The sequence below is a fragment of the Roseibium sp. QJM3NY_11 genome, assembly GCF_056173175.1.
This window is the reverse complement of the sequence record NZ_CM149660.1, coordinates 1533259-1551148: the sequence shown is the minus strand read 5'-3', so window position 1 is coordinate 1551148 and position 17890 is coordinate 1533259. Positions and strand designations below refer to the sequence as shown.

Genomic DNA, 17890 nt, shown 5'->3' with positions numbered 1-17890 from the left:
GGAAAGACGATGGACACGCACGACCTCGACTGGATCAGGGTTGGTCACATCAATGATCTGCCAGAGGGCCGGGTCAAGACGGTCACCGCCCGCACCACATCCGTTTGCCTGTCCCATTTCGACGGCCGGTGGGCTGCGATGGACAATCATTGCCCGCACCAGCGCGGACCGCTCGGCGAAGGTTCGATCGAAAAGGGCAGCGATGGCAAATGCTGGATCCGTTGTCCCTGGCACGGCTGGGATTTCGACCCGCTGACAGGCGCGCCTCCTGGCGGCCATGAAGACAGTGGCCAGAAACTCTACCCGTTGAAAATCGAGGACGGCGAGATCTTTGTCGGCCTGGAAGCTGAACCGGCGCACGAACGCACGGTCACCGATGTCATGACCGAAACCATGGTCAACTGGGGTGTCAAACGCGTGTTCGGCATGGTCGGCCATTCCAATCTGGGTCTGGCCGACGCAATCCGCAGACAGGTGAACCAGGGCAAACTCGGCTATGTCGGCATCCGCCACGAGGGTGCGGCCGCCTTTGCCGCCTCTGCCTATGGCAAGCTGACCGGCAAACCCGCCGCCTGCCTGACCATAGCCGGCCCCGGTGCGACCAATCTTCTGACCGGACTGTGGGACGCCAAGGTCGACCGTGCGCCGGTGCTGGCGCTGACCGGCCAAGTGCAGACCCAGGTCTTCGGCCCGGGCGCCTTCCAGGACATCGACCTCAAATCCGCCTTCGACGCCGTGTCGCGCTTCTCGCAGCCGGTGCTGGCAACGTCCAATCACGCCGAACTCATGTCGCTTGCGCTGAAAACCGCATTGGTCGAACGCGATGTCGCCCACCTGATCTTCCCGGACAACGTCCAGACCTTGCCCAGCGCCAAGGAGGCCACCGGTCCGCACGGACGCCTCGGCGGCACGCAGATAACACCTTCCTCCGACGACCTTGCCAGGGCTGCAGATCTCATCAATGGCGCCAGGCGCCCTGCCATCGTGCTCGGCTATGGCGCCAGAACCGTCCGCGACAAGGTGATTGCGCTGGCTGAACGGATCGGCGCGCCGGTCCTGACCACTTTCAAGGGCAAGGGGCTCATCCCCGACAGCCACCCGCTCGCAGCCGGTGTCCTCGGCCGGTCCGGCACCCCGATCGCGAGCTGGTTCATGAACGAGGCGGACCTTATCGTCTCTCTCGGCTCCTCTTTTGCCAACCATACCGGGATTGCGCCCTACAAGCCGATCATCCAGGTGGATTTCGAGCGCATGCAGCTCGGCAAGTTCCATCCCGTCACGCTGCCGGTCTGGGGCGAGATCGGCAGGTTCTGCGAGGCCATCGCGGACCGGGTTGCCAAGCCCGCCGACGCGCCGGACCAGATCGCGGAGCTTTCCGGGCGGTGGGCGATCTGGCGCGAGGAAAAGGAGCGGCGGCTGACGGAAGATCAGGGCCGGGGCATTCACTCGGCCGCGATCTTCAAGGCCCTGGGCGAACTCTGCCCGGAAGATGCGATCATTCCCGTCAACGTCGGCAACAACACCTATTCCTTCGGCCGCTATTTCGAACCGCGCGGCCAGCGCATCCTGATGTCCGGATATCTCGGGTCCATCGGCTTCGGCCTGCCGGCCGCGATCGGCGCCTGGTGCGCGACCCAGGATTTCGCCGACTACAAGGGCCGCAAGGTGATCTCGATCTCCGGCGACGGCGGTTTCGGCCAATACGCCATGGAGTTCACCACCGCCGTGAAATATGGCATGAACATCACGCATATTCTGCTGAACAACTCCGAACTCGGCAAGATCTCCAAGGAGCAGCGCTCCGGCGAGTGGCCGGTCTGGGAGACCGGCCTGGCCAACCCGTCCTTCGCCGCCTTCGCACGGCTCTGCGGTGGACAGGGGCACCGGGTGACGGATGCCGCCGAGTTGAACGGCGCCATCGCCGACGCGATCGCTCACGACGGCCCGTCGCTCGTGGAGATCATCACCGACGCTGACCTGGTTTGAGCCGGGGACACGAGGAAACGCGTCCTTGCGAGGTCAAGGATTACAATTGAACAAGTGTTTGAGGAGGCCTTGGGACACATATGCAGACCGCAGCTGTTCTGATCGACATCGCCCGCTATTACCTGATGGCCGGGGGCGTGGTCGCCGCCCTGTTTCTGGTCGTCGGCATCGACCGGGTGGAGCCCTCCGCGCGCGGGTCCCATGCCTTCCGGCCGCTACTCATCCCCGGCATCTGCCTGATCTGGCCGCTGGTGCTCTATCGCTGGGTTGCGCTTGAAAGAGCCGGGCCGGGAAACAACGGAAAGGACGCAGGATGAAACGCGCCCACCGCACCGCCCATGCCCGGATCTGGACGGCCCTCGGCATCCTTCTGCCCTTGGCGTTTTTCGCGGTTCTTGCCCTGCGCCAGACGCCGCCCGCCGACCGGCCGGCAGTCCTGATCGAGGCGCCGGCCGGTCCCGCCGCCCCGGAGACCGCCCAGGAGACCCCTCAGTGAGTGTTCAATACACACCAGTCATCTGGAACCGCAACAAGATCGTGTATGACGCCGTCCTGCTGATTGCCGTGGCGCTGTATCTGTATCTCTTCATCCGCGTCGGCCCGTCCTTCGAGGACGTCACAAGGCCCATCGACGGGGCCATCCTCAGGATGCGCGCCTTCGGCAGCTGCGCCTTCCTGATGCTGACCGTGATCCTGTGCATCGGCCCGCTGGCCCGGCTCGACCGGCGCTTCCTGCCGCTGCTCTACAACCGCCGCCACTTCGGCGTCATGACCGCAGGCATCGCGGCCGTCCACGCCAACTACGTGCTCGGCTGGTATTTCAATTTCTCTCCGACAGACCAGTATGTCGCCCTGCTTTCCTCCAACACCAGCTACGGCCAGATCCTCGGCTTTCCGTTCGAGGCTTTCGGCATCGCGGCGCTGATCATCCTGCTGGTGCTGGCGGCCACCAGCCACGATTTCTGGCTGAGCTTTCTGGGCGCCCCGGTCTGGAAGACGCTGCACATGGCGGTCTATGCCGCCTATGCCTTCGTGGTCCTGCATGTGGCGCTCGGCGCCTTGCAGGGGCCGGGCGACCCGGTCTTCACCGCGATCGTCGCGGCCGGCGTGGTCGTGGTCTCCGGCCTGCATTTCGCAACCGGGCGCACGGAGGCGAACCGGGACCGCGGCGAGGCGGCCGCGAAAGCCTCACTGGAACAGCAGGGCTGGGTCGTCGCCGGCGAGCTGGACGACATCGACACCGACTGCGCCAGGGTTGTGTCCCTGTCCGGCGACGAACGGGTGGCGATCTTCAAGTATGACGGCAAACTGTCGGCGATCACCAATGTCTGTGCCCACCAGAACGGACCGCTCGGCGAAGGCAAGGTGCTGTGGGGCTGCATCACCTGCCCCTGGCACGGCTACCAGTACAATCTCGCCGACGGCCGCGCCCCGGCCCCTTTCACCGAGAAGATTTCGACCTACCGTCTGAAGCTGATCGGCACGACCATCCTGCTCGACCCGAACGCCCTGCCACCCGGAACCCATGTCGACCCGGTCACATACGGAGACACCCCATGAGCTGGAAACAAACCAGGGACGCGCCGTTTTTCGTCGGCTACCTCAATGCGGTGCCAAGACCACTGGTGGTTTTTCTGTCCATCTTCACAGTGTGCTTCACCTGCGGCCTGGGGCTCGCGGCCCTTGCGCTGTCGTCGACCCAGAACGATCCGGGCAACGGCGGTTTCCTGTGGGGCGCCCGGTTTGAAAAAACCGGCATGCTGGAACTCAGACCCTACCCGGTCTTCCGGGTGCCCGCGGACGGCGAGAGCCCCGCGCGCAGCTACATGCTCGCCGGCCAGGGAAAGCGCGGCGTGTTCGATCAGGCGGAAAGTTTCGCAGACCAGACCGTGACCCTGCGCGGCGTGCCGGTCAGCCGGGGCGACCTCACCATGATCCAGGTCGGCAAGGTGGAAGCCTCTGCCGGGGACGCTTCCGGGGACACTTCCGGGAACACTGGCGAACTCACCCTGTCCGAACCTGTCCCGCTCGGCCGCTGGAAACTGACCGGCGAGATCTGCGACGGCAAGTGTTATGCCGGTGCGATGCGGCCGGGTCGCGGCCTTGCCCACAAGGCCTGCGCCGATCTCTGCCTCACCGGCGGCATTCCTCCGGTCTTCGTGTCTTCCGGTCCGGTCGCGGGCCGCAACTTCTTCCTGCTGGCGGACAGCAACGGCAATCTGCTCGGCGACGACCTCGATCCCCTGCTCGCGCTCTACATCGAAGTGGAGGGCGACATCGAGCAACTGGACGACCTGATGATCTTCAAGGTGGATCCGGCAACCGCGAGAGTGCTGAAATGAGCGCATCCGAACAGCCCCGCTGGCGAACCATGCTCACGTCTCTGGTCATGACCCTGGGTCTGGTCGCCGCCGTCTATTATGTCTGGACCTATGCCAACACGGGCGCCCGGGAGTTCGCGCGCGGCACGCTTTTGACCGATATGAGGTTTTTCGTCGGTCTGCTCGCCGTTTTCCTGGCGCTCACATTCCTCGACCGGATCATCGGGTTCGTGAAATCGAGGCTCAATGGCCGGCAGCCGTGATCCCGGATTATCTCTGCAGCAGGTCCAGCAGCAGGCGGTTGAACGCTTGCGGCTCTTCCAGATGGGGCGAGTGGCCGGATTGTGCGAATTCATGCACATGGATCTCCGGCACGTTGTCCTGATGCCAGCGGATCATGGCCGGATTGTAAAGCTGGCTGCCGGCCCCGGCTGCCAGATGCAGCGGCACGGGCAAGGCGCGCAGCAGCGTGCGAAAATCCTGCTCCGTGAGCGACGCCCACATCCGCCTGAGCAGAACCGGATCCCCGCCGGCGATCTCGTTCCGGGCAAAGGCCATCAGAGCCGGGTCCACCGGACGGCCGGCGGCAAACAGCCGGCGGGCGATCCGGGCCGGCAGGCCGGGCCACTCGGCAACCATGGTTTCCAGGACAACCGCGTTGATCTCGCGGGTGAGACCATTGCTGGTTCCATGCGGCCAGTCCGCGTCGTTCAGGACTTTCGGAGACATGTCGATGGTGACCACGCTGGAGATCCGCTCCGCGCCATGCCGCTCGATCAGGGCATAGGCGACCAGGGCCCCCATCGACCATCCGCACAGGACAACGTCCTTCAGATCGTGAGCAAGCAGATGGTCCTGGAGCGCATCCGCCGAAGCTTCAATCGTCAGGGGAAGCCGGTCGCCGGTTTTGCCATGTCCCGGCAGGTCCGGAACGATGCAGCGTGCATCGGCCTTGAGCCCCTCGACCTGAGGATCGAAAAACCGTCCCGGACAGGACCAGCCGTGGAGCAGGACCAGGGGCCGGCCCCTGCCCTCCTCGCGGATATACAGCGGATTTTCGCTCACACACGCCCTGCCCGTAGTCGCCCGACAATGCCTGTCGGGAAGAAATAGACCGACAGGATAAACAGCACGCCCAGCCACAACAGCCAGCGCTCGGGCGCCACCAGCACGGACACGAACGGCACCGCGCCGGTCGCCTCCGCCGCCACGCCCATCAGGGTCTGCAGATAGGTCTGCGCCAGGATGAACAGGGTTGCTCCGAGCACAGCTCCGTAAAGCGTGCCCATGCCCCCTATCACAACCATGAGCAGAATGTCGATCATGATTTCCATCGACAGTGTCGTCGCCGGTCCCGTGTAGCGCAGCCAGATCGCCAGCAGCGATCCGGCAAGCGCGGCCATGACAGCGGACAATACGGTCGCGGTGGTCCGGTACCAGACCACCCGGTAACCGATGGCTTCCGCCCGGAACGCATTGTCGCGCACCGCCTTCAAAGTGCGCCCGAACGGTGAATTGACGATCCTGAGCATCACCAGAAACAGGATCGTTGAGGCAAAAAACACCAGATAGTAAGCCAGCAGCTTGCCGTTGATCCTGACCCCGAGGACCTTCTCCTTGACCAGCTTGAAGGCAGGCGTCAGCTCGCGCGGGATCTTGTAGTTGAGCCCGTCCTCGCCGCCGGTCAGCCACGACATCTGCGAGACAAACACCGCGAAGGCGCTTGCCACCGCCAGCGTGACCATGGCAAAGAAGATCGCCTTCACGCGCAGCGAAAACAGACCGATGGCCAGCGCGAAGACGGCCGCCACCACGGCCCCCGCCACTGTGCCCCAGATCAGCGAGCCGTAACTCGGCCCGGTGGTGGCGAGCGCCAGCGCGGTGCCATAGGCGCCGATGCCGAAGAACATGGTATGGGCGAATGAGACGATGCCGGCATAACCGAGCAGCAGATCGTAGCTCGCCACGAGCACGATGAAGATGCAGATCCGCGCCGCCGTCTCCAGCGACCTGGTGCCGGGAAACAGGAACGGCGCGAAGGCAAGGGAAACGAGCACGATCAAGAGCAGCACGGTCAGCAGCCCGCTGCGCGGCGTGTCGCCTGAGAGAAGTCTGGTCAGCATGATCCGGTTTTCCCTACTTCGCCTTCACGACAGGATAAAGCCCCTGGGGCCGCCACATCAGGATCACCACCATCAGCGCGATGGTCGAAATCAGCGCCACCTTGGGTGCCAGAAAGGCCGTGTAATTGGCCAGCAGGCCGACCAGCAGCGCGCCGATGAAACAGCCCTCCACGGAGCCGAGACCGCCGATGATCACCACGATGAACACCAGCACCATGACGTCGGATCCCATATGCGCGGTGATCGTCTCCTGGTAGAGGCCCCACATGACGCCGCCGAGACCGGCCAGCGCGGAGCCGGTCATGAACACGATCAGGAACAGGCGGCGGACCCGGTAGCCGAGCGCCTCGACCATCTCGCCATTCTCGACCCCTGCTCGCACGAGCAACCCGATACGCGTGTGCCTCAGGATGTGGCGCATGCCGACGAACAGCGCCAGGCCGATGCCGACCGCCACCAGCCGGTATTTCTCGATGGCCGCCTCGCCGATCACCCAGGAGCCCTGCAGCGCCTCGGGCCGCGACAGGTGCATCTCGTCCGGTCCCCAGACCACGTAGATCATCTGCTGGGTAACGATCAGCCCGCCCATGGTCACCAGGATCTGCTTCAGATGCTCGCCATAGACCGGCTTCACGATCACCCGCTCGAAGGCGAGGCCCAGAAGCCCGGTGACCAGCATCGCCGCCAGGATGGCGATCAGCACGGCGGCAAGGTTCATGATCACGCTGGGCGAGGCCGTCCAGCCCGCCAGCCAGGCCAGCACGGTGAAGCCCACGAAAGCACCGACGGCGACAAAAGCGCCATGGCCGAAATTGATCACGTCCATCAGGCCGAAAACGACGGTCAGACCCGAAGCCATGATGAAGATCATCATGCCCATGGCGAGGCCCGCCACCGTCAGGGTCAGCCAGCTCGCCGGATTGCCGATGGCGACAAGACCGGCCACCGCCAGCAGCGGCACCAGCAGGACCGGCAATCTTTGAAAGACCCGCTCGCCGAGGGGGATCTGCTCGAGCCGGGGTTTGATCGACGTTTCACTCATTGATGTGCCTCCAGGCTCAGTCCCATCAGTTTTTCCTGCAGGGCGGCGTCACCCGCCAGCGCCTGCATGGAGCCTGAATGGATGATGCGCCCGTCATCCATCACGGCAACCGTGTCGCCGATGCTGGAGGCCATGGCGAAATTCTGTTCCACCAGCAGGATGGTGGTGTCGGTGTCCTTGAGCACTTTCAGCGCATCGGTCATCGCCTTGATGATGGCCGGTGCCAGCCCCTTGGTCGGCTCGTCGATCAGGATCAGCCGGCGCGGCTCGATGATCGCCCGGGCAACCGCCAGCATCTGCTTCTGCCCGCCGGACAGTGTCCCGGCGGAGGAATTCCAGAAGGTGCCGATCGGCGGAAACAGCTCCTTGATCCACGCGAGACGCTTGCCGTCTATCGGCCCGGATGCCGCCGCCAGAACCATGTTTTCGGCCACGGTCAGATCCGTGAAGATGCCCATGTCCTCGGGCACGAAGGCAATGCCGCGCCGGGAGATCTCCGGCGTCGCCAGCCGGGTGATCTCCCGGTCCGCAAAATGAATGTCGCCCTGGCTCGCGGTCCAAAGCCCCATGATGGTGCGCAAGGTGGTGGTCTTGCCGGCGCCATTGCGCCCCAGCAGAACGGTGACCCCGCCTTCGGGCACCTGAAGATCCACGCCCTGCAGGATGTGATAGGGGCCGATATGGGTGTGAACGCCCGCCAGCGACAGCAGGATATCCGCGCTCATGCCGCTTCCCCCGGCGTTGCGGTGGGGTCGGGCGCCTTGCCGAGATACGCTTCCTGCACGATCGGCAGCGCGATCACCTCGGCCGGGTCGCCGTCGGCGACCAGTTCGCCGTTGTGCAGCACGATGATGCGGTCGGCGAGCGTGCGGATCACGTCCATCTTGTGTTCGACCAGCAGGATCGTCCGGTCCATGTCGCTTTTAAGTTTCTGGATCAGTTCCAGGATCACTGGCACCTCGTCGACGCTCATGCCGGCGGTCGGCTCGTCGAACATCAGCACCTGCGCCCCGAGCGCGATCAGGATCGCCACTTCCAGCTTGCGCTGGTCGCCATGGGAGAGCGCGGCGACGGTCTGCTCCGCCTTGTCGATCAGCCGCACTTCGCTGAGCACATGATCGGCCCGTTCCAGCAGCTCCACATGGCTTTCGGCGATGGAGAACAGATCGAATCCCTTGCGCGCCTTCGCCTGCGCCACCAGGCGCACGTTCTCGCGCACGCTCAAACTGGGAAACAGATTGGTCAGCTGAAACGCCCGGCCGATGCCCCGGTCCGTGCGCTCGGGCACGGACATCCGCGTGATCGCCTCGCCGTTCAGAAGCACCCCGCCGGAAGTCGCGCTCAACTGCCCGGAAATCAGGTTGAAATAGGTGGTCTTGCCGGCCCCGTTCGGCCCGACAATCGCCGTCAGCGTGCCCCGCTCGAACGCGCAGGACACACGGTCGACCGCCACATGCCCGCCGAAGCGGATGCTCAGGTCCTTCGTTTCCAGAATGGGATGTTCGTTGGCCAAGACAAGGAATTCCAGGTTCGTTTCAGGGGGACGGGCACGGCCCGTCGATTTCAACATTGCGAGCGGCATCGATCAAGCGATGGATGCCAGGCTGACTGCATGCGCCCGTGCGGGGACCCAAGCCACGTTGCCGAAGCCCAAGCCTCCAAAGCTCTGGAAGCCAATGGATCCCCGGTCGGCGCTGCGCTTGCCGGGGAAGGCGCCCGGACTGGGGCAAGGACTGGGCAAGGACTGGGGCACGACGCTCACCCCCCTTGAGACCCTCCCCGCCCTCCGAGCAGTCACCAATCCACGTCGCCGCGCGCCGCAAATACGGATGTCACCCCGGGCGAGCGGAGCGAGACCCGGGGCCCACTCATTTCCAGAGAGCAGGCGCAATGGAGAAACCCGGCCGAAAACGTCAGACTTTAAACGTCGCACTTTTTCAACAAGATGCACTGCGAGCAGGCCCCGGATCTGCGCTTCGCTTGTCCGGGGTGACACCAGAAGAGAGCCGCCCCGGACAAGCCAGATGCACCGGCGCATCCGGGAGACAGCCCCACCCGCCCCCTAGTTGCGAACCGGGATATCCATGTCGCTGATCTTCAATTCACGCACCAGCTCCGGAATGCCCCACTCCACCTCCGGATCGACCCGGATCTTGAAGTGATACATGGACTGCAGCGCCTGGTGATCCTCTGGCCGGAACATCATCGTGCCCTTCGGCGTTTCGAATTCCATGCCTTCCATCGCGGTGATCAGCTCTTCGGTGTCGGTGGAGCCGGCCTTGCGGATAGCCTCGACAATGGCGATCCCGGCGGACATGCCGCCCGCCGTGAAGAAGTCCGGCGGCGCGTCGAAGCGCTTCTGATGCTCGCTCACCAGCCAGTCGTTCACCGGGTTGTCGGGGATTTCGTGATAATAATAGGTCGCCCCTTCCATGCCGGGCAGCTCCTTGTAGGCCTTCATGGCCGCCAGGATGTTGCCGCCGGTCGCGATCTCGACCCCGAAGCGCTCCGGCTCCATCGCCTTGATCTTGCTGATCGGGTTGCCGCCGCCGGCCCAGATCACGAACAGGAACTTGCGCCCCGGCGCGTCCTTCAGCGCGTCAAAAATCCGCTGTGCGTTGGCGGTGAAGTCCTTGGTGTCGGTTGGCGCGTATTCCTCGAACACCAGCTCGGCGCCGGTGCCGGCAAGTGCTTCCCGGAACGCGGCGACCCCGTCCCGGCCGAAGGCGTAATCCTGCGCCAGCGTCGCGATGGAAACACCCTCGCCGCCCAGCGCCACCGCATTGGCAATCGCGTCCTGCGAGGAATTGCGCGAGGTGCGGAAGATGTAGCGGTTCCAGTTGGCGCCAGTGATCGAGTCGGCCACGGCCGGCTCGACGATCAGCAGCTTTTCGTATTCCTCGGCCACCGGCAGCATGGCCAGCGCCACGCCGGAGGACACCGGCCCGACGGCGATGTCGACCTCGTCGTCGCCATAGGCCTCGGCCAGCGCCGCCTTGCCGATATCCGGCTTCAGCTGGCTGTCCTTCTCGATCACCACGATCTTGCGGCCGCCGATTTCCATGGTGCCGTCGGTGGCATATTCCAGCCCCATCATCAGCCCGGTATGCGACTGTTTCGCATAGGCTTCATACGGCCCGGTCTTGCCATAGACATGGGCGATTTTGATATCTTCAGCCAGCGCACCCGCAGCGCCGGCGGCAGCCAGGCCCAGCCCCAGACCCAGTCCGGCGAGCACCGGCAGCACCCGGCGTGTAACGCATTTCCTCATGAATTTTCCTCCCGTTGCACCTCAGGCCAACCCTACCACAGACCGCTCCCACAGCCCGCGCAAAGCCTTGATGGCGCCTGACGCAGATTTATATGACACATGAATCAGTATTCATGTCAAGGGAGGAGGTGCGCAGCCACGCCGAGTTTTCCGTTTGCATCGGCCGGTACACGCAATTCGTATATGTGCTGGAATGTCGACCTTGGCCGCGCCTGTATGAAACCGCTTCCCAAATTAAAAAATTCACGGTCGCTTATCGACGGACATAATAGTATCCACAATTAATGGCTAAATAGTGCAACCTTAGAGAACACAATTGTCAAAACAAGTTCGAAAGCCGGCTCTCATGAGCAATAGAGACAATCGATCAACCACGGACCTCTTCGAATTAGGCGCTGATCCCGAAAAAGTTGACCGGCAAAAAGCACCCTATGTGTTTTCGCGGCTTTTTCCTGCAAAAATCACACCTGTATACGACACCTATTGGCGGTTCGCTGCCGAAAGACAAAAAATATTTTTTAAACGCAAAGAATCAAATTTAAGACCATGGACATTTGACCCTATTTTAAGCGCCCATAAATTCACCAATGCCTACCGAGCATCAGACCGCACAAGCCAATACCTTATCAAAAATGTGATTTATCGAGATGATCTCCCAAAGTCTCCCAACGAGATATTTTTTCGGATCATGCTTTTTAAGATATTCAATAAAATTGAAACTTGGGAAACAATTGAACGACAACTAGGAAAAATAATATTGTCAGAGTATTCATTCAAAATATATGATAAAATACTATCTGACGCGCGCAAAAAAGGAAAAATCATATATTCAGCAGCTTATATTATGCCTCCCGGAAGCAAATCTTTCGGACACTCTCTGAAACACCAGAACCACCTTCTACTTTTAGAACTTATGATTGAGAAACATCTTCCCGACCGCTTGGTGCAAGCACCGACGATGCATACCGGTTTCGAATGCCTGAAATCATATCCAACAATAGGTAATTTTCTTGCCTATCAATTCATTACTGACGTCAACTACAGTGAATTAACCGACTTTAGCGAGCTTGACTTCGTTGTTCCTGGCCCAGGCGCACTGGACGGCATTCGAAAATGTTTCTCCGATCTAGGAGACTTATCCGAACCCGATATAGTCCGAATGATGGCAGATCAACAAGAACGAGAGTTCGAGCGACTCGGGCTTAATTTCTTATCTCTTTGGGGTCGCCGTCTGCAGCTTATTGATTGCCAGAACCTTTTTTGTGAAGTGGACAAGTACGCACGTGTCGCTCATCCAGAAATAAAGGGCATCTCCGGTCGAACTCGCATCAAACAAAAATTTTCACCCAAACATGAGGCAATAAATTACTACTTTCCTCCCAAATGGGGACTTAATAAACTAATATAATTTAGTTTCTGCGACCGCTTGATTTTCCAGTGGGTTATGCTCAGTTCTGTCTCAATTGACGTCCAGATATGTTCAACTAACCCAATTTAGATGTTAGCATTGGTTCTGACCCTTTTGCGACGACAACTTAAGCCAACTGCAGAAACTCGATTCAGTCGGAAAACAGAAATGCTCAATAAGGAACAAAATATTCTTCTGAAGTGGCAAAGCGTACAGCATCGCCACGACCAAAGGAATCATACAGACATAGCATGCCTACACAAAAACGATCGACTGAAACACTATGGTCTTCATTTTGCTAAGTACGTGGGACGTCTTGCTCGCGGTGAAACTGAAACCATTTCAGTCGAGCGAACGGTTGTTGACACGGCTCTGGTATGCCTAAGTGCAGCGAACACTCTTCATCAAAGACTTGACTACCCTAGCGACAATCAGCTTTATGCTGACTTCGAAAATGAGTGCTTGAAGCCCTTAGCGGATGCTGCAGGACGATTTGCCGACGCCTGCGAGAAAATTGATCACATGGAAGAGTTCGTTTCCATTGCTCGAGCATCCAATCAAGACATCATGAATTGGGTATTCTCTGCGGTTAAAACAAACAATCTAGACATCGAAACCGCGTTGAGCTCCCGAAGAGCAGAACTTGCGGCTCGCCAATTTTATATTGCTGAATAAGATGACATTCTGGTCTGGCGAAAAAATTCTTGAAAATCGATCTGTCGTAGAAAAATTCGACTCCGCACAGGTCGATGCTAATGCTTATAATCTTAAAATGGGAAATTGTTATTTCGTAACCGGCTCTGGAGAAGATCGAACCAAGATATATCTTCAACCTGGACAGCCCTTCATTATACCTCCTGGGCAATTCTCTTATTTAATGTCTAGTGAAGAATTAAATATTCCCGAAAATGCTATGGCATTCATTTCAATGCGTACTGGAATCAAATTCAATGGGCTAATCAACGTTTCAGGTTTTCACGTCGACCCCGGTTACAAAGGTAAGCTTATCTATGCTGTATTTAATGCCAGCCCTTCCCCACTACAAATCTGCGAAGGGGACGAAATATTCAAAATTTGGTTTGCAGATTTAGATCAAAAGTCCGGTAAGGAGAACCTTTTTAAAGGAAGCGGAAAGGTAGACATTGGTAACGAACTAATACGTGGTATGAGTAAGGAGATTTACTCCCTACAATCCATCAACGATAAACTTAGAGCCCTAGATGCGAAAGTGAACACAAACTTCGCGCAGCAAAAATCTACCACTGATTTTCTTTCAACCGTTTGGAATGCAATATTGACAGCTCTTACGGTTGGTATGGCCATTACTGTATTTACGATAGTTTTTCCTTTGCTTGCAGGAATTGGAACTGAAATAAAGGAGTATTTTCTTAATCCAGCCGAAGAGATAGTAAATATCGCTACAGATAAAGAAAAATCAGAAACAAACAATTAGACCAACAATGATTTTATAGGAAAATTATGAAATTAAACATATTTATTGCGAATTATCTGAATTTATTTATGGCAAATCATTCACTTTTTTGAAGATTAAATACAAATACTACATTTTGTAGCCGAAATTTACCCAGATAGAACTGCAAATTCGCAAAACTCTGCACTCTTATTCTAAAAATTTATTGAGAATGACCCCACTAAACGCCACTGTAGCGATCATAGTTCTGGTCTTAAGATACAGGATGAGAACATTTCATCTTGATACAACTATAGAAGTCACTCATATTATCAGAGGTTGCATAATGTGGCATGGAGGAGATCATGCCGTCAAAAAATGTTTTTATCAGTCATCATCATCGGGATGACGCAAGTGTCGACACCTTCACACAAATGTTGGGGCGTGGGGATTACCAAGTCCGAAATTCATCCGTTCGTATGAAACCGGCCAATGAACGCCGTGTCGAGCAAGGAAGAGTAAAGGACGCAACAATAAAACGCTTATTGCGGATGAAGATGCGATGGGCATCGACGGTTGTGGTCTTGATTGGGGCTCAGACTCACACGCGACGCTGGGTCAACTGGGAAATAGAGCAGGCTCACCGACTAGGGAAACGAATCGTTGGCGTCTATCTAAAAGGCGGGAAAGAAGCGGATATGCCTCAAGCACTAAACGACTTCGGGCACGCTATCGTCAATTGGGACACTGAGAGCGTCGTCAACGCGATTGAGGGACGGAATAACCGGTTCGAAGAGCCGGGAGGCGGGTTGCGGCAAGCTGCAATTACCGGTTTAAATTCTCGTTGTTAAGTTAATGACCACTCGACATCCCAGAGTTTACGTTTATGTCGTCGATCGTGATTTTGGATTTGCCCCCAATCCATTTCACGGAGTCTGCACACTCGCATGCTGTAAATACCGGATAAGATCAACTTCGCGAGTTGGAGACTGGGTGTTCGGCGTTGGTGGTTCACGCCTGAAAGCAACCGGTCGGTGTATATTCGGCATGCGGGTCACAGAGACGCTGTCGTTCGAAGAATACTGGTCTGATCCTCGCTATTTAGCGAAACGACCGGTTCGGAATGGCAGCAGAGTGATGATGCTTGGTGACAATATTTATCATCGCGCGGGTCCAGATGAACCCTGGGACCAAGAAAATTCGCACCACAGTCATCCTGACGGATCGCCGGACAAGTCAAACATCGAAACCGATACCAAAACCAATAAGGTTTTGATTTCCAGCCATTTCGTTTATTTCGGTGCAGCCGCTCCAGAAGTTCCAGAGCCGATCTTTGACGCAATGGGCTATAGAAACGCTATCGGCCACAGAGTTTTCTCCAAAACGAATACAAAAGAATTGCTTGCCTGGTTCGATAAAAAAATTCAAGGATTAGTCGGCACAACCCTCGGTGAACCTTTTCAATTTCGAGACAGTACAGCTAGATACTCGGCAGGTACCAATAAGATCATCAATGAGATTGTAGAACCACAAAAGCTTTAGATGGTACAATTACAGACGCATTCTCTTGACGACAATTTTTTTCATCAGCCAAGCTTAGAAGTGGTAATTGTAATCGAGATCAAAAAAGTGAAAGTCCGATCAGAGGTACAAGCTGTACTCGTCGCCCGAAACAGTGACGAACGCAAGTTGTCATGAAATGACAGAAATTCATCAACAATCTGAAAGCATTAGAATTGCACATCTAACCATGCTGCAAGGCGTGATCACAAGGATGGGTGCCAATTCATTCACTTTGAAAGCTCTTTCGGCCGCATTTGGAAGTGCTGCCGTAGCAGCTATGGCCTCCGCGAACCAGCCATCTCTTTACTACGCAGTTGCAGCTATCGTTCCAATTGTGATCTTTTGGTTGATGGACGCTCAGTATCTCCGCCTTGAACGAGCCTATCGACAACTCTATGATCACGTTCGACGAGGTGAAGAGATTGAAGCGTATAGTCTCGAGGCAGCCCCATTTTTGAACGACTCAAAGTCAGTGGTAGTGGTAGCGTTGTCGTGGTCAGTTAGCTGGTTCTATGTGGCGATTATATCATCCTTCGGAGCAATCGCTGTTCTTATTTCCAAAGGCGTTTAACAGTAAGGAATTGTTGAAATAGCTACCGCCTAAAATTTAAGAAATTCCAGACGATTGAATCCACTTTGAATTAAAGTGTGCATCATGGACATTTCTTCTATCAAAGAAAATCGCGACCCGATTACTTTTTTTCGGCGCTTTCGTGTTCATATGTAGACAGTTCTGTGAGACCAGTTAGACAGATTTCAATTTAAAGTCTAAGGGCCGGTGCGCGGATTACGCCCATCTTCGAAACGGCACACGCCCCACACCGCATTGTCCGTTGGGAATTCCACTGCCTGCCCCCTCACCGCAATCTCCCCTCCGTCTCCGCATCGAAAAACAGCGCCGCCCCGGGCTCAAAACGCACCGCAACCGTGCCTTCCGACACCGGCGCCTCCTCCCCCTTCGTTTCCACGATTACCCGCTCCCCTGTCGGGCACACGAGATAGGAATAGGCCACGCCGCCGAGCTGTTCGCACAGGTCGACGCGGGCGCCGTCGGCGGCCGGGGTGACATGGAGGTGCTGGGGGCGGAGGCCGACGAGGACTTTTTCGCCGGCCGGCGGCAGGGCGACGGAAGTCGGCACAGTGGTGCCGCCGAAGGCGGCGATGGTCACGGTGCCCTCACCCGCGATGCCTTCCACGAAATTCATGGCCGGGGAGCCGATGAAGCCGGCGACGAATTTGTTGTCCGGGTCGGAATAAAGCTGCATCGGCGAGCCGACCTGCTCGATGACGCCGCCGCGCAGCACTACGATCTTGTCGGCCAGGGTCATCGCCTCGACCTGGTCGTGGGTGACATAGATCATCGTCGCGCCGATGTCCTTGTGGAGACGGGCGATCTCCACGCGCATGTCGACGCGCAGTTCCGCGTCCAGGTTCGACAGCGGCTCGTCGAACAGGAACACTTCCGGCCCGCGCACGATGGCGCGGCCGATGGCGACGCGCTGGCGCTGGCCGCCGGACAGCGCCTTGGGCTTGCGCTTGAGGTATGGGTCGAGCTTGAGGATGCGGCTGGCCTCAGTGACCTTGGCCTCAATGTCGGCCTTCGGATGGCAGTTCATCTTCAGTCCGAAGCCCATGTTTTCCTCAACGCTCATATGCGGATAGAGCGCGTAGGTCTGGAACACCATGGCAATGCCGCGCTCGGCCGGGTCCATGCGGGTCACGTCGCGGCCGCCGATGCCGATCGCGCCCGAGGTCGTCTCTTCCAGCCCGGCGATCATACGCAGCAGCGTGGACTTGCCGCAGCCACTTGGCCCGACAAAAACGCAGAACTCGCCGTCCTCGATTGCAAGGTCGACCCCGTGGATGACCTGCATATCGCCGTATTTCTTGACGGCCTTCGTCAGTGTGACACCGGACATGAAACGTTAACTCCCTGGAATATGGCTCAGGCGGGGAACTGCCAGTCCTCGACTGCCGCGGCAATGTCGGAAGCGGCCTGAAGAAGTGCCGGACGCACCTCGCTCAGCTCTTCCAGGCTCTTGCGCTGTGTGGATGTGGTCACCGACAGGGCGCCGACCGGCCGGCCCTTCGAATTCAGGATCGGCGCGGCGATGCAGATGATGCCGGGTTCGTGTTCCTCCCGGTCGAAAGCGACGCCGTCGCGGCGGATGGTATCCAGCTCAGTGCGCAGGGCGGCCTCGCTGGCGAGGGTTGCGGGCGTATAGGCATAGAACGACTGCTTGCGGATGACATGATCGAGCTCGCCCGGATCGATGAAGGCCATCAGCGCCTTGCCGACGCCCGTGCAATAGGCGGGGCCGACCTTGCCGGCCTGGGAAAACATGTCGACGGCGTTGGAGGGGTTCTGCTTGTCGACATAAAGCACCTGGCCGCTGTCGAGCTGCGCCAGATGTACCGTCTCGCCGGCCGTTTCCGACAGTGCGGTCAGAAAGGGCCGCGCGATCGGCGCGATCGAGCTTTGCCGCCAAGCCGCATGGGCAAGGCGCACCAGCCGGATGCCGAGGGTATAGGTCTGCTGATCAACGTCATAGGCCAGCATTCCCTGGCTCACCAGCGTCTGCAGCAGACGGTAAAGCGTTGCCTTGGGAAGCGGGCTTTCGCCAAGAAGTTCGGAAAACCGCACCGGCCGTTCGACAGCCGCCACCTGGTCCAGAACCTCAAGAGCCTTGCCGACCGTTCCGTCGCCGCCAGCTCCGCCCACCTGCTTGTTCATGCTCTCCTCCGGCGGTCCGTTTCTTTGTGCC

General features: G+C 58.3%; 20 protein-coding genes. 12 read left to right on the top strand and 8 right to left on the bottom strand.

Features of this window, described 5'->3' with window-relative positions; translation table 11 throughout:
- The first annotated feature begins 9 nt into the window (after positions 1-9).
- The 6 genes from AC0VX3_RS07080 to AC0VX3_RS07055 all read left to right on the top strand — a co-directional run bounded on the left by AC0VX3_RS07080 (position 10) and on the right by AC0VX3_RS07055 (position 4570).
- Positions 10-1986 carry a thiamine pyrophosphate-binding protein gene (locus AC0VX3_RS07080; RefSeq protein ID WP_475524113.1) on the top strand — a complete coding sequence of 659 codons (1977 nt, stop codon included), beginning with the start codon at positions 10-12 and terminating at the stop codon, positions 1984-1986.
- Between the two features lie 80 nt (positions 1987-2066).
- Complete coding sequence (locus AC0VX3_RS07075; RefSeq protein ID WP_475524112.1) at positions 2067-2303, top strand: hypothetical protein; 237 nt, start codon at positions 2067-2069, stop codon at positions 2301-2303.
- Complete coding sequence (locus AC0VX3_RS07070) at positions 2300-2482, top strand: hypothetical protein (RefSeq protein WP_475524111.1); 183 nt, start codon at positions 2300-2302, stop codon at positions 2480-2482. Before AC0VX3_RS07075 ends, AC0VX3_RS07070 begins: the two co-directional genes overlap by 4 nt.
- Entirely contained in the window at positions 2479-3546 is a 1068-nt protein-coding gene (locus AC0VX3_RS07065; protein WP_475524110.1) for a Rieske 2Fe-2S domain-containing protein, read from the top strand. Before AC0VX3_RS07070 ends, AC0VX3_RS07065 begins: the two co-directional genes overlap by 4 nt.
- Complete coding sequence (locus tag AC0VX3_RS07060) at positions 3543-4328, top strand: hypothetical protein (RefSeq protein ID WP_475524109.1); 786 nt, start codon at positions 3543-3545, stop codon at positions 4326-4328. Before AC0VX3_RS07065 ends, AC0VX3_RS07060 begins: the two co-directional genes overlap by 4 nt.
- The gene (locus AC0VX3_RS07055) at positions 4325-4570 is read left to right on the top strand and encodes a hypothetical protein (RefSeq protein ID WP_475524108.1); all 246 of its coding nucleotides are present in this window, start codon (positions 4325-4327) and stop codon (positions 4568-4570) included. The genes AC0VX3_RS07060 and AC0VX3_RS07055 overlap by 4 nt, the downstream gene beginning before the upstream one ends.
- A gap of 7 nt (positions 4571-4577) precedes the next feature.
- Here AC0VX3_RS07055 and AC0VX3_RS07050 read toward each other — a convergent pair whose 3' ends face one another.
- The 6 genes from AC0VX3_RS07050 to AC0VX3_RS07025 form a co-directional block, all read right to left on the bottom strand.
- A complete protein-coding gene (locus AC0VX3_RS07050; protein WP_475524107.1) occupies positions 4578-5372 on the bottom strand; it encodes an alpha/beta fold hydrolase in 795 nt (264 codons plus the stop codon).
- Positions 5369-6430: a branched-chain amino acid ABC transporter permease gene (locus AC0VX3_RS07045; protein ID WP_475524106.1), complete on the bottom strand. Its 1062-nt coding sequence runs from the start codon at positions 6428-6430 to the stop codon at positions 5369-5371. Before AC0VX3_RS07045 ends, AC0VX3_RS07050 begins: the two co-directional genes overlap by 4 nt.
- A gap of 13 nt (positions 6431-6443) precedes the next feature.
- Positions 6444-7472: a branched-chain amino acid ABC transporter permease gene (locus AC0VX3_RS07040; RefSeq protein ID WP_475524105.1), complete on the bottom strand. Its 1029-nt coding sequence runs from the start codon at positions 7470-7472 to the stop codon at positions 6444-6446.
- Positions 7469-8197: an ABC transporter ATP-binding protein gene (locus AC0VX3_RS07035; RefSeq protein ID WP_475524104.1), complete on the bottom strand. Its 729-nt coding sequence runs from the start codon at positions 8195-8197 to the stop codon at positions 7469-7471. The genes AC0VX3_RS07040 and AC0VX3_RS07035 overlap by 4 nt, the downstream gene beginning before the upstream one ends.
- Positions 8194-8985, bottom strand: a complete 792-nt coding sequence (locus tag AC0VX3_RS07030; RefSeq protein ID WP_475524103.1) for an ABC transporter ATP-binding protein — start codon at positions 8983-8985, stop codon at positions 8194-8196. Before AC0VX3_RS07030 ends, AC0VX3_RS07035 begins: the two co-directional genes overlap by 4 nt.
- 549 nt (positions 8986-9534) lie before the next feature.
- Complete coding sequence (locus AC0VX3_RS07025; protein WP_475524102.1) at positions 9535-10743, bottom strand: substrate-binding domain-containing protein; 1209 nt, start codon at positions 10741-10743, stop codon at positions 9535-9537.
- A gap of 346 nt (positions 10744-11089) precedes the next feature.
- Here AC0VX3_RS07025 and AC0VX3_RS07020 point away from each other — a divergent pair, with 346 nt between their 5' ends.
- The 6 genes from AC0VX3_RS07020 to AC0VX3_RS06995 all read left to right on the top strand — a co-directional run bounded on the left by AC0VX3_RS07020 (position 11090) and on the right by AC0VX3_RS06995 (position 15696).
- Positions 11090-12151, top strand: coding sequence for a nucleotide kinase domain-containing protein (locus AC0VX3_RS07020; RefSeq protein ID WP_475524101.1), 1062 nt, complete (start codon positions 11090-11092; stop codon positions 12149-12151).
- A gap of 168 nt (positions 12152-12319) precedes the next feature.
- On the top strand, positions 12320-12826 hold the full coding sequence (locus tag AC0VX3_RS07015) for a hypothetical protein (protein ID WP_475524100.1): 507 nt from the start codon (positions 12320-12322) through the stop codon (positions 12824-12826).
- Position 12827: 1 nt separating this feature from the next.
- Complete coding sequence (locus AC0VX3_RS07010; RefSeq protein WP_475524099.1) at positions 12828-13604, top strand: dCTP deaminase domain-containing protein; 777 nt, start codon at positions 12828-12830, stop codon at positions 13602-13604.
- 311 nt (positions 13605-13915) lie between these two features.
- Positions 13916-14413, top strand: coding sequence for a TIR domain-containing protein (locus AC0VX3_RS07005; RefSeq protein WP_475524098.1), 498 nt, complete (start codon positions 13916-13918; stop codon positions 14411-14413).
- A 4-nt stretch (positions 14414-14417) separates the two neighbouring features.
- Positions 14418-15104, top strand: coding sequence for an Nmad2 family putative nucleotide modification protein (locus AC0VX3_RS07000; RefSeq protein ID WP_475524097.1), 687 nt, complete (start codon positions 14418-14420; stop codon positions 15102-15104).
- Between the two features lie 157 nt (positions 15105-15261).
- Positions 15262-15696 (top strand): hypothetical protein, encoded by a 435-nt coding sequence (locus AC0VX3_RS06995; protein WP_475524096.1) that lies wholly within the window; start codon positions 15262-15264, stop codon positions 15694-15696.
- A gap of 286 nt (positions 15697-15982) precedes the next feature.
- Here AC0VX3_RS06995 and AC0VX3_RS06990 read toward each other — a convergent pair whose 3' ends face one another.
- Complete coding sequence (locus AC0VX3_RS06990) at positions 15983-17044, bottom strand: ABC transporter ATP-binding protein (protein WP_475524095.1); 1062 nt, start codon at positions 17042-17044, stop codon at positions 15983-15985.
- 26 nt (positions 17045-17070) lie between these two features.
- Positions 17071-17859, bottom strand: a complete 789-nt coding sequence (locus tag AC0VX3_RS06985; RefSeq protein ID WP_475524094.1) for an IclR family transcriptional regulator — start codon at positions 17857-17859, stop codon at positions 17071-17073.
- Between the last annotated feature and the right edge of the window lie 31 nt (positions 17860-17890).

Coding starts and splice junctions, on each gene's coding strand:
- AC0VX3_RS07080 (WP_475524113.1), top strand. CDS start 10: ATGGACACGCACGACCTCGACTGGATCAGGGTTGGTCACATCAATGAT.
- AC0VX3_RS07075 (WP_475524112.1), top strand. CDS start 2,067: ATGCAGACCGCAGCTGTTCTGATCGACATCGCCCGCTATTACCTGATG.
- AC0VX3_RS07070 (WP_475524111.1), top strand. CDS start 2,300: ATGAAACGCGCCCACCGCACCGCCCATGCCCGGATCTGGACGGCCCTC.
- AC0VX3_RS07060 (WP_475524109.1), top strand. CDS start 3,543: ATGAGCTGGAAACAAACCAGGGACGCGCCGTTTTTCGTCGGCTACCTC.
- AC0VX3_RS07055 (WP_475524108.1), top strand. CDS start 4,325: ATGAGCGCATCCGAACAGCCCCGCTGGCGAACCATGCTCACGTCTCTG.
- AC0VX3_RS07045 (WP_475524106.1), bottom strand. CDS start 6,430: ATGCTGACCAGACTTCTCTCAGGCGACACGCCGCGCAGCGGGCTGCTG.
- AC0VX3_RS07040 (WP_475524105.1), bottom strand. CDS start 7,472: ATGAGTGAAACGTCGATCAAACCCCGGCTCGAGCAGATCCCCCTCGGC.
- AC0VX3_RS07035 (WP_475524104.1), bottom strand. CDS start 8,197: ATGAGCGCGGATATCCTGCTGTCGCTGGCGGGCGTTCACACCCATATC.
- AC0VX3_RS07025 (WP_475524102.1), bottom strand. CDS start 10,743: ATGAGGAAATGCGTTACACGCCGGGTGCTGCCGGTGCTCGCCGGACTG.
- AC0VX3_RS07020 (WP_475524101.1), top strand. CDS start 11,090: ATGAGCAATAGAGACAATCGATCAACCACGGACCTCTTCGAATTAGGC.
- AC0VX3_RS07015 (WP_475524100.1), top strand. CDS start 12,320: ATGCTCAATAAGGAACAAAATATTCTTCTGAAGTGGCAAAGCGTACAG.
- AC0VX3_RS07010 (WP_475524099.1), top strand. CDS start 12,828: ATGACATTCTGGTCTGGCGAAAAAATTCTTGAAAATCGATCTGTCGTA.
- AC0VX3_RS07005 (WP_475524098.1), top strand. CDS start 13,916: ATGGAGGAGATCATGCCGTCAAAAAATGTTTTTATCAGTCATCATCAT.
- AC0VX3_RS07000 (WP_475524097.1), top strand. CDS start 14,418: ATGACCACTCGACATCCCAGAGTTTACGTTTATGTCGTCGATCGTGAT.
- AC0VX3_RS06995 (WP_475524096.1), top strand. CDS start 15,262: ATGACAGAAATTCATCAACAATCTGAAAGCATTAGAATTGCACATCTA.
- AC0VX3_RS06990 (WP_475524095.1), bottom strand. CDS start 17,044: ATGTCCGGTGTCACACTGACGAAGGCCGTCAAGAAATACGGCGATATG.
- AC0VX3_RS06985 (WP_475524094.1), bottom strand. CDS start 17,859: ATGAACAAGCAGGTGGGCGGAGCTGGCGGCGACGGAACGGTCGGCAAG.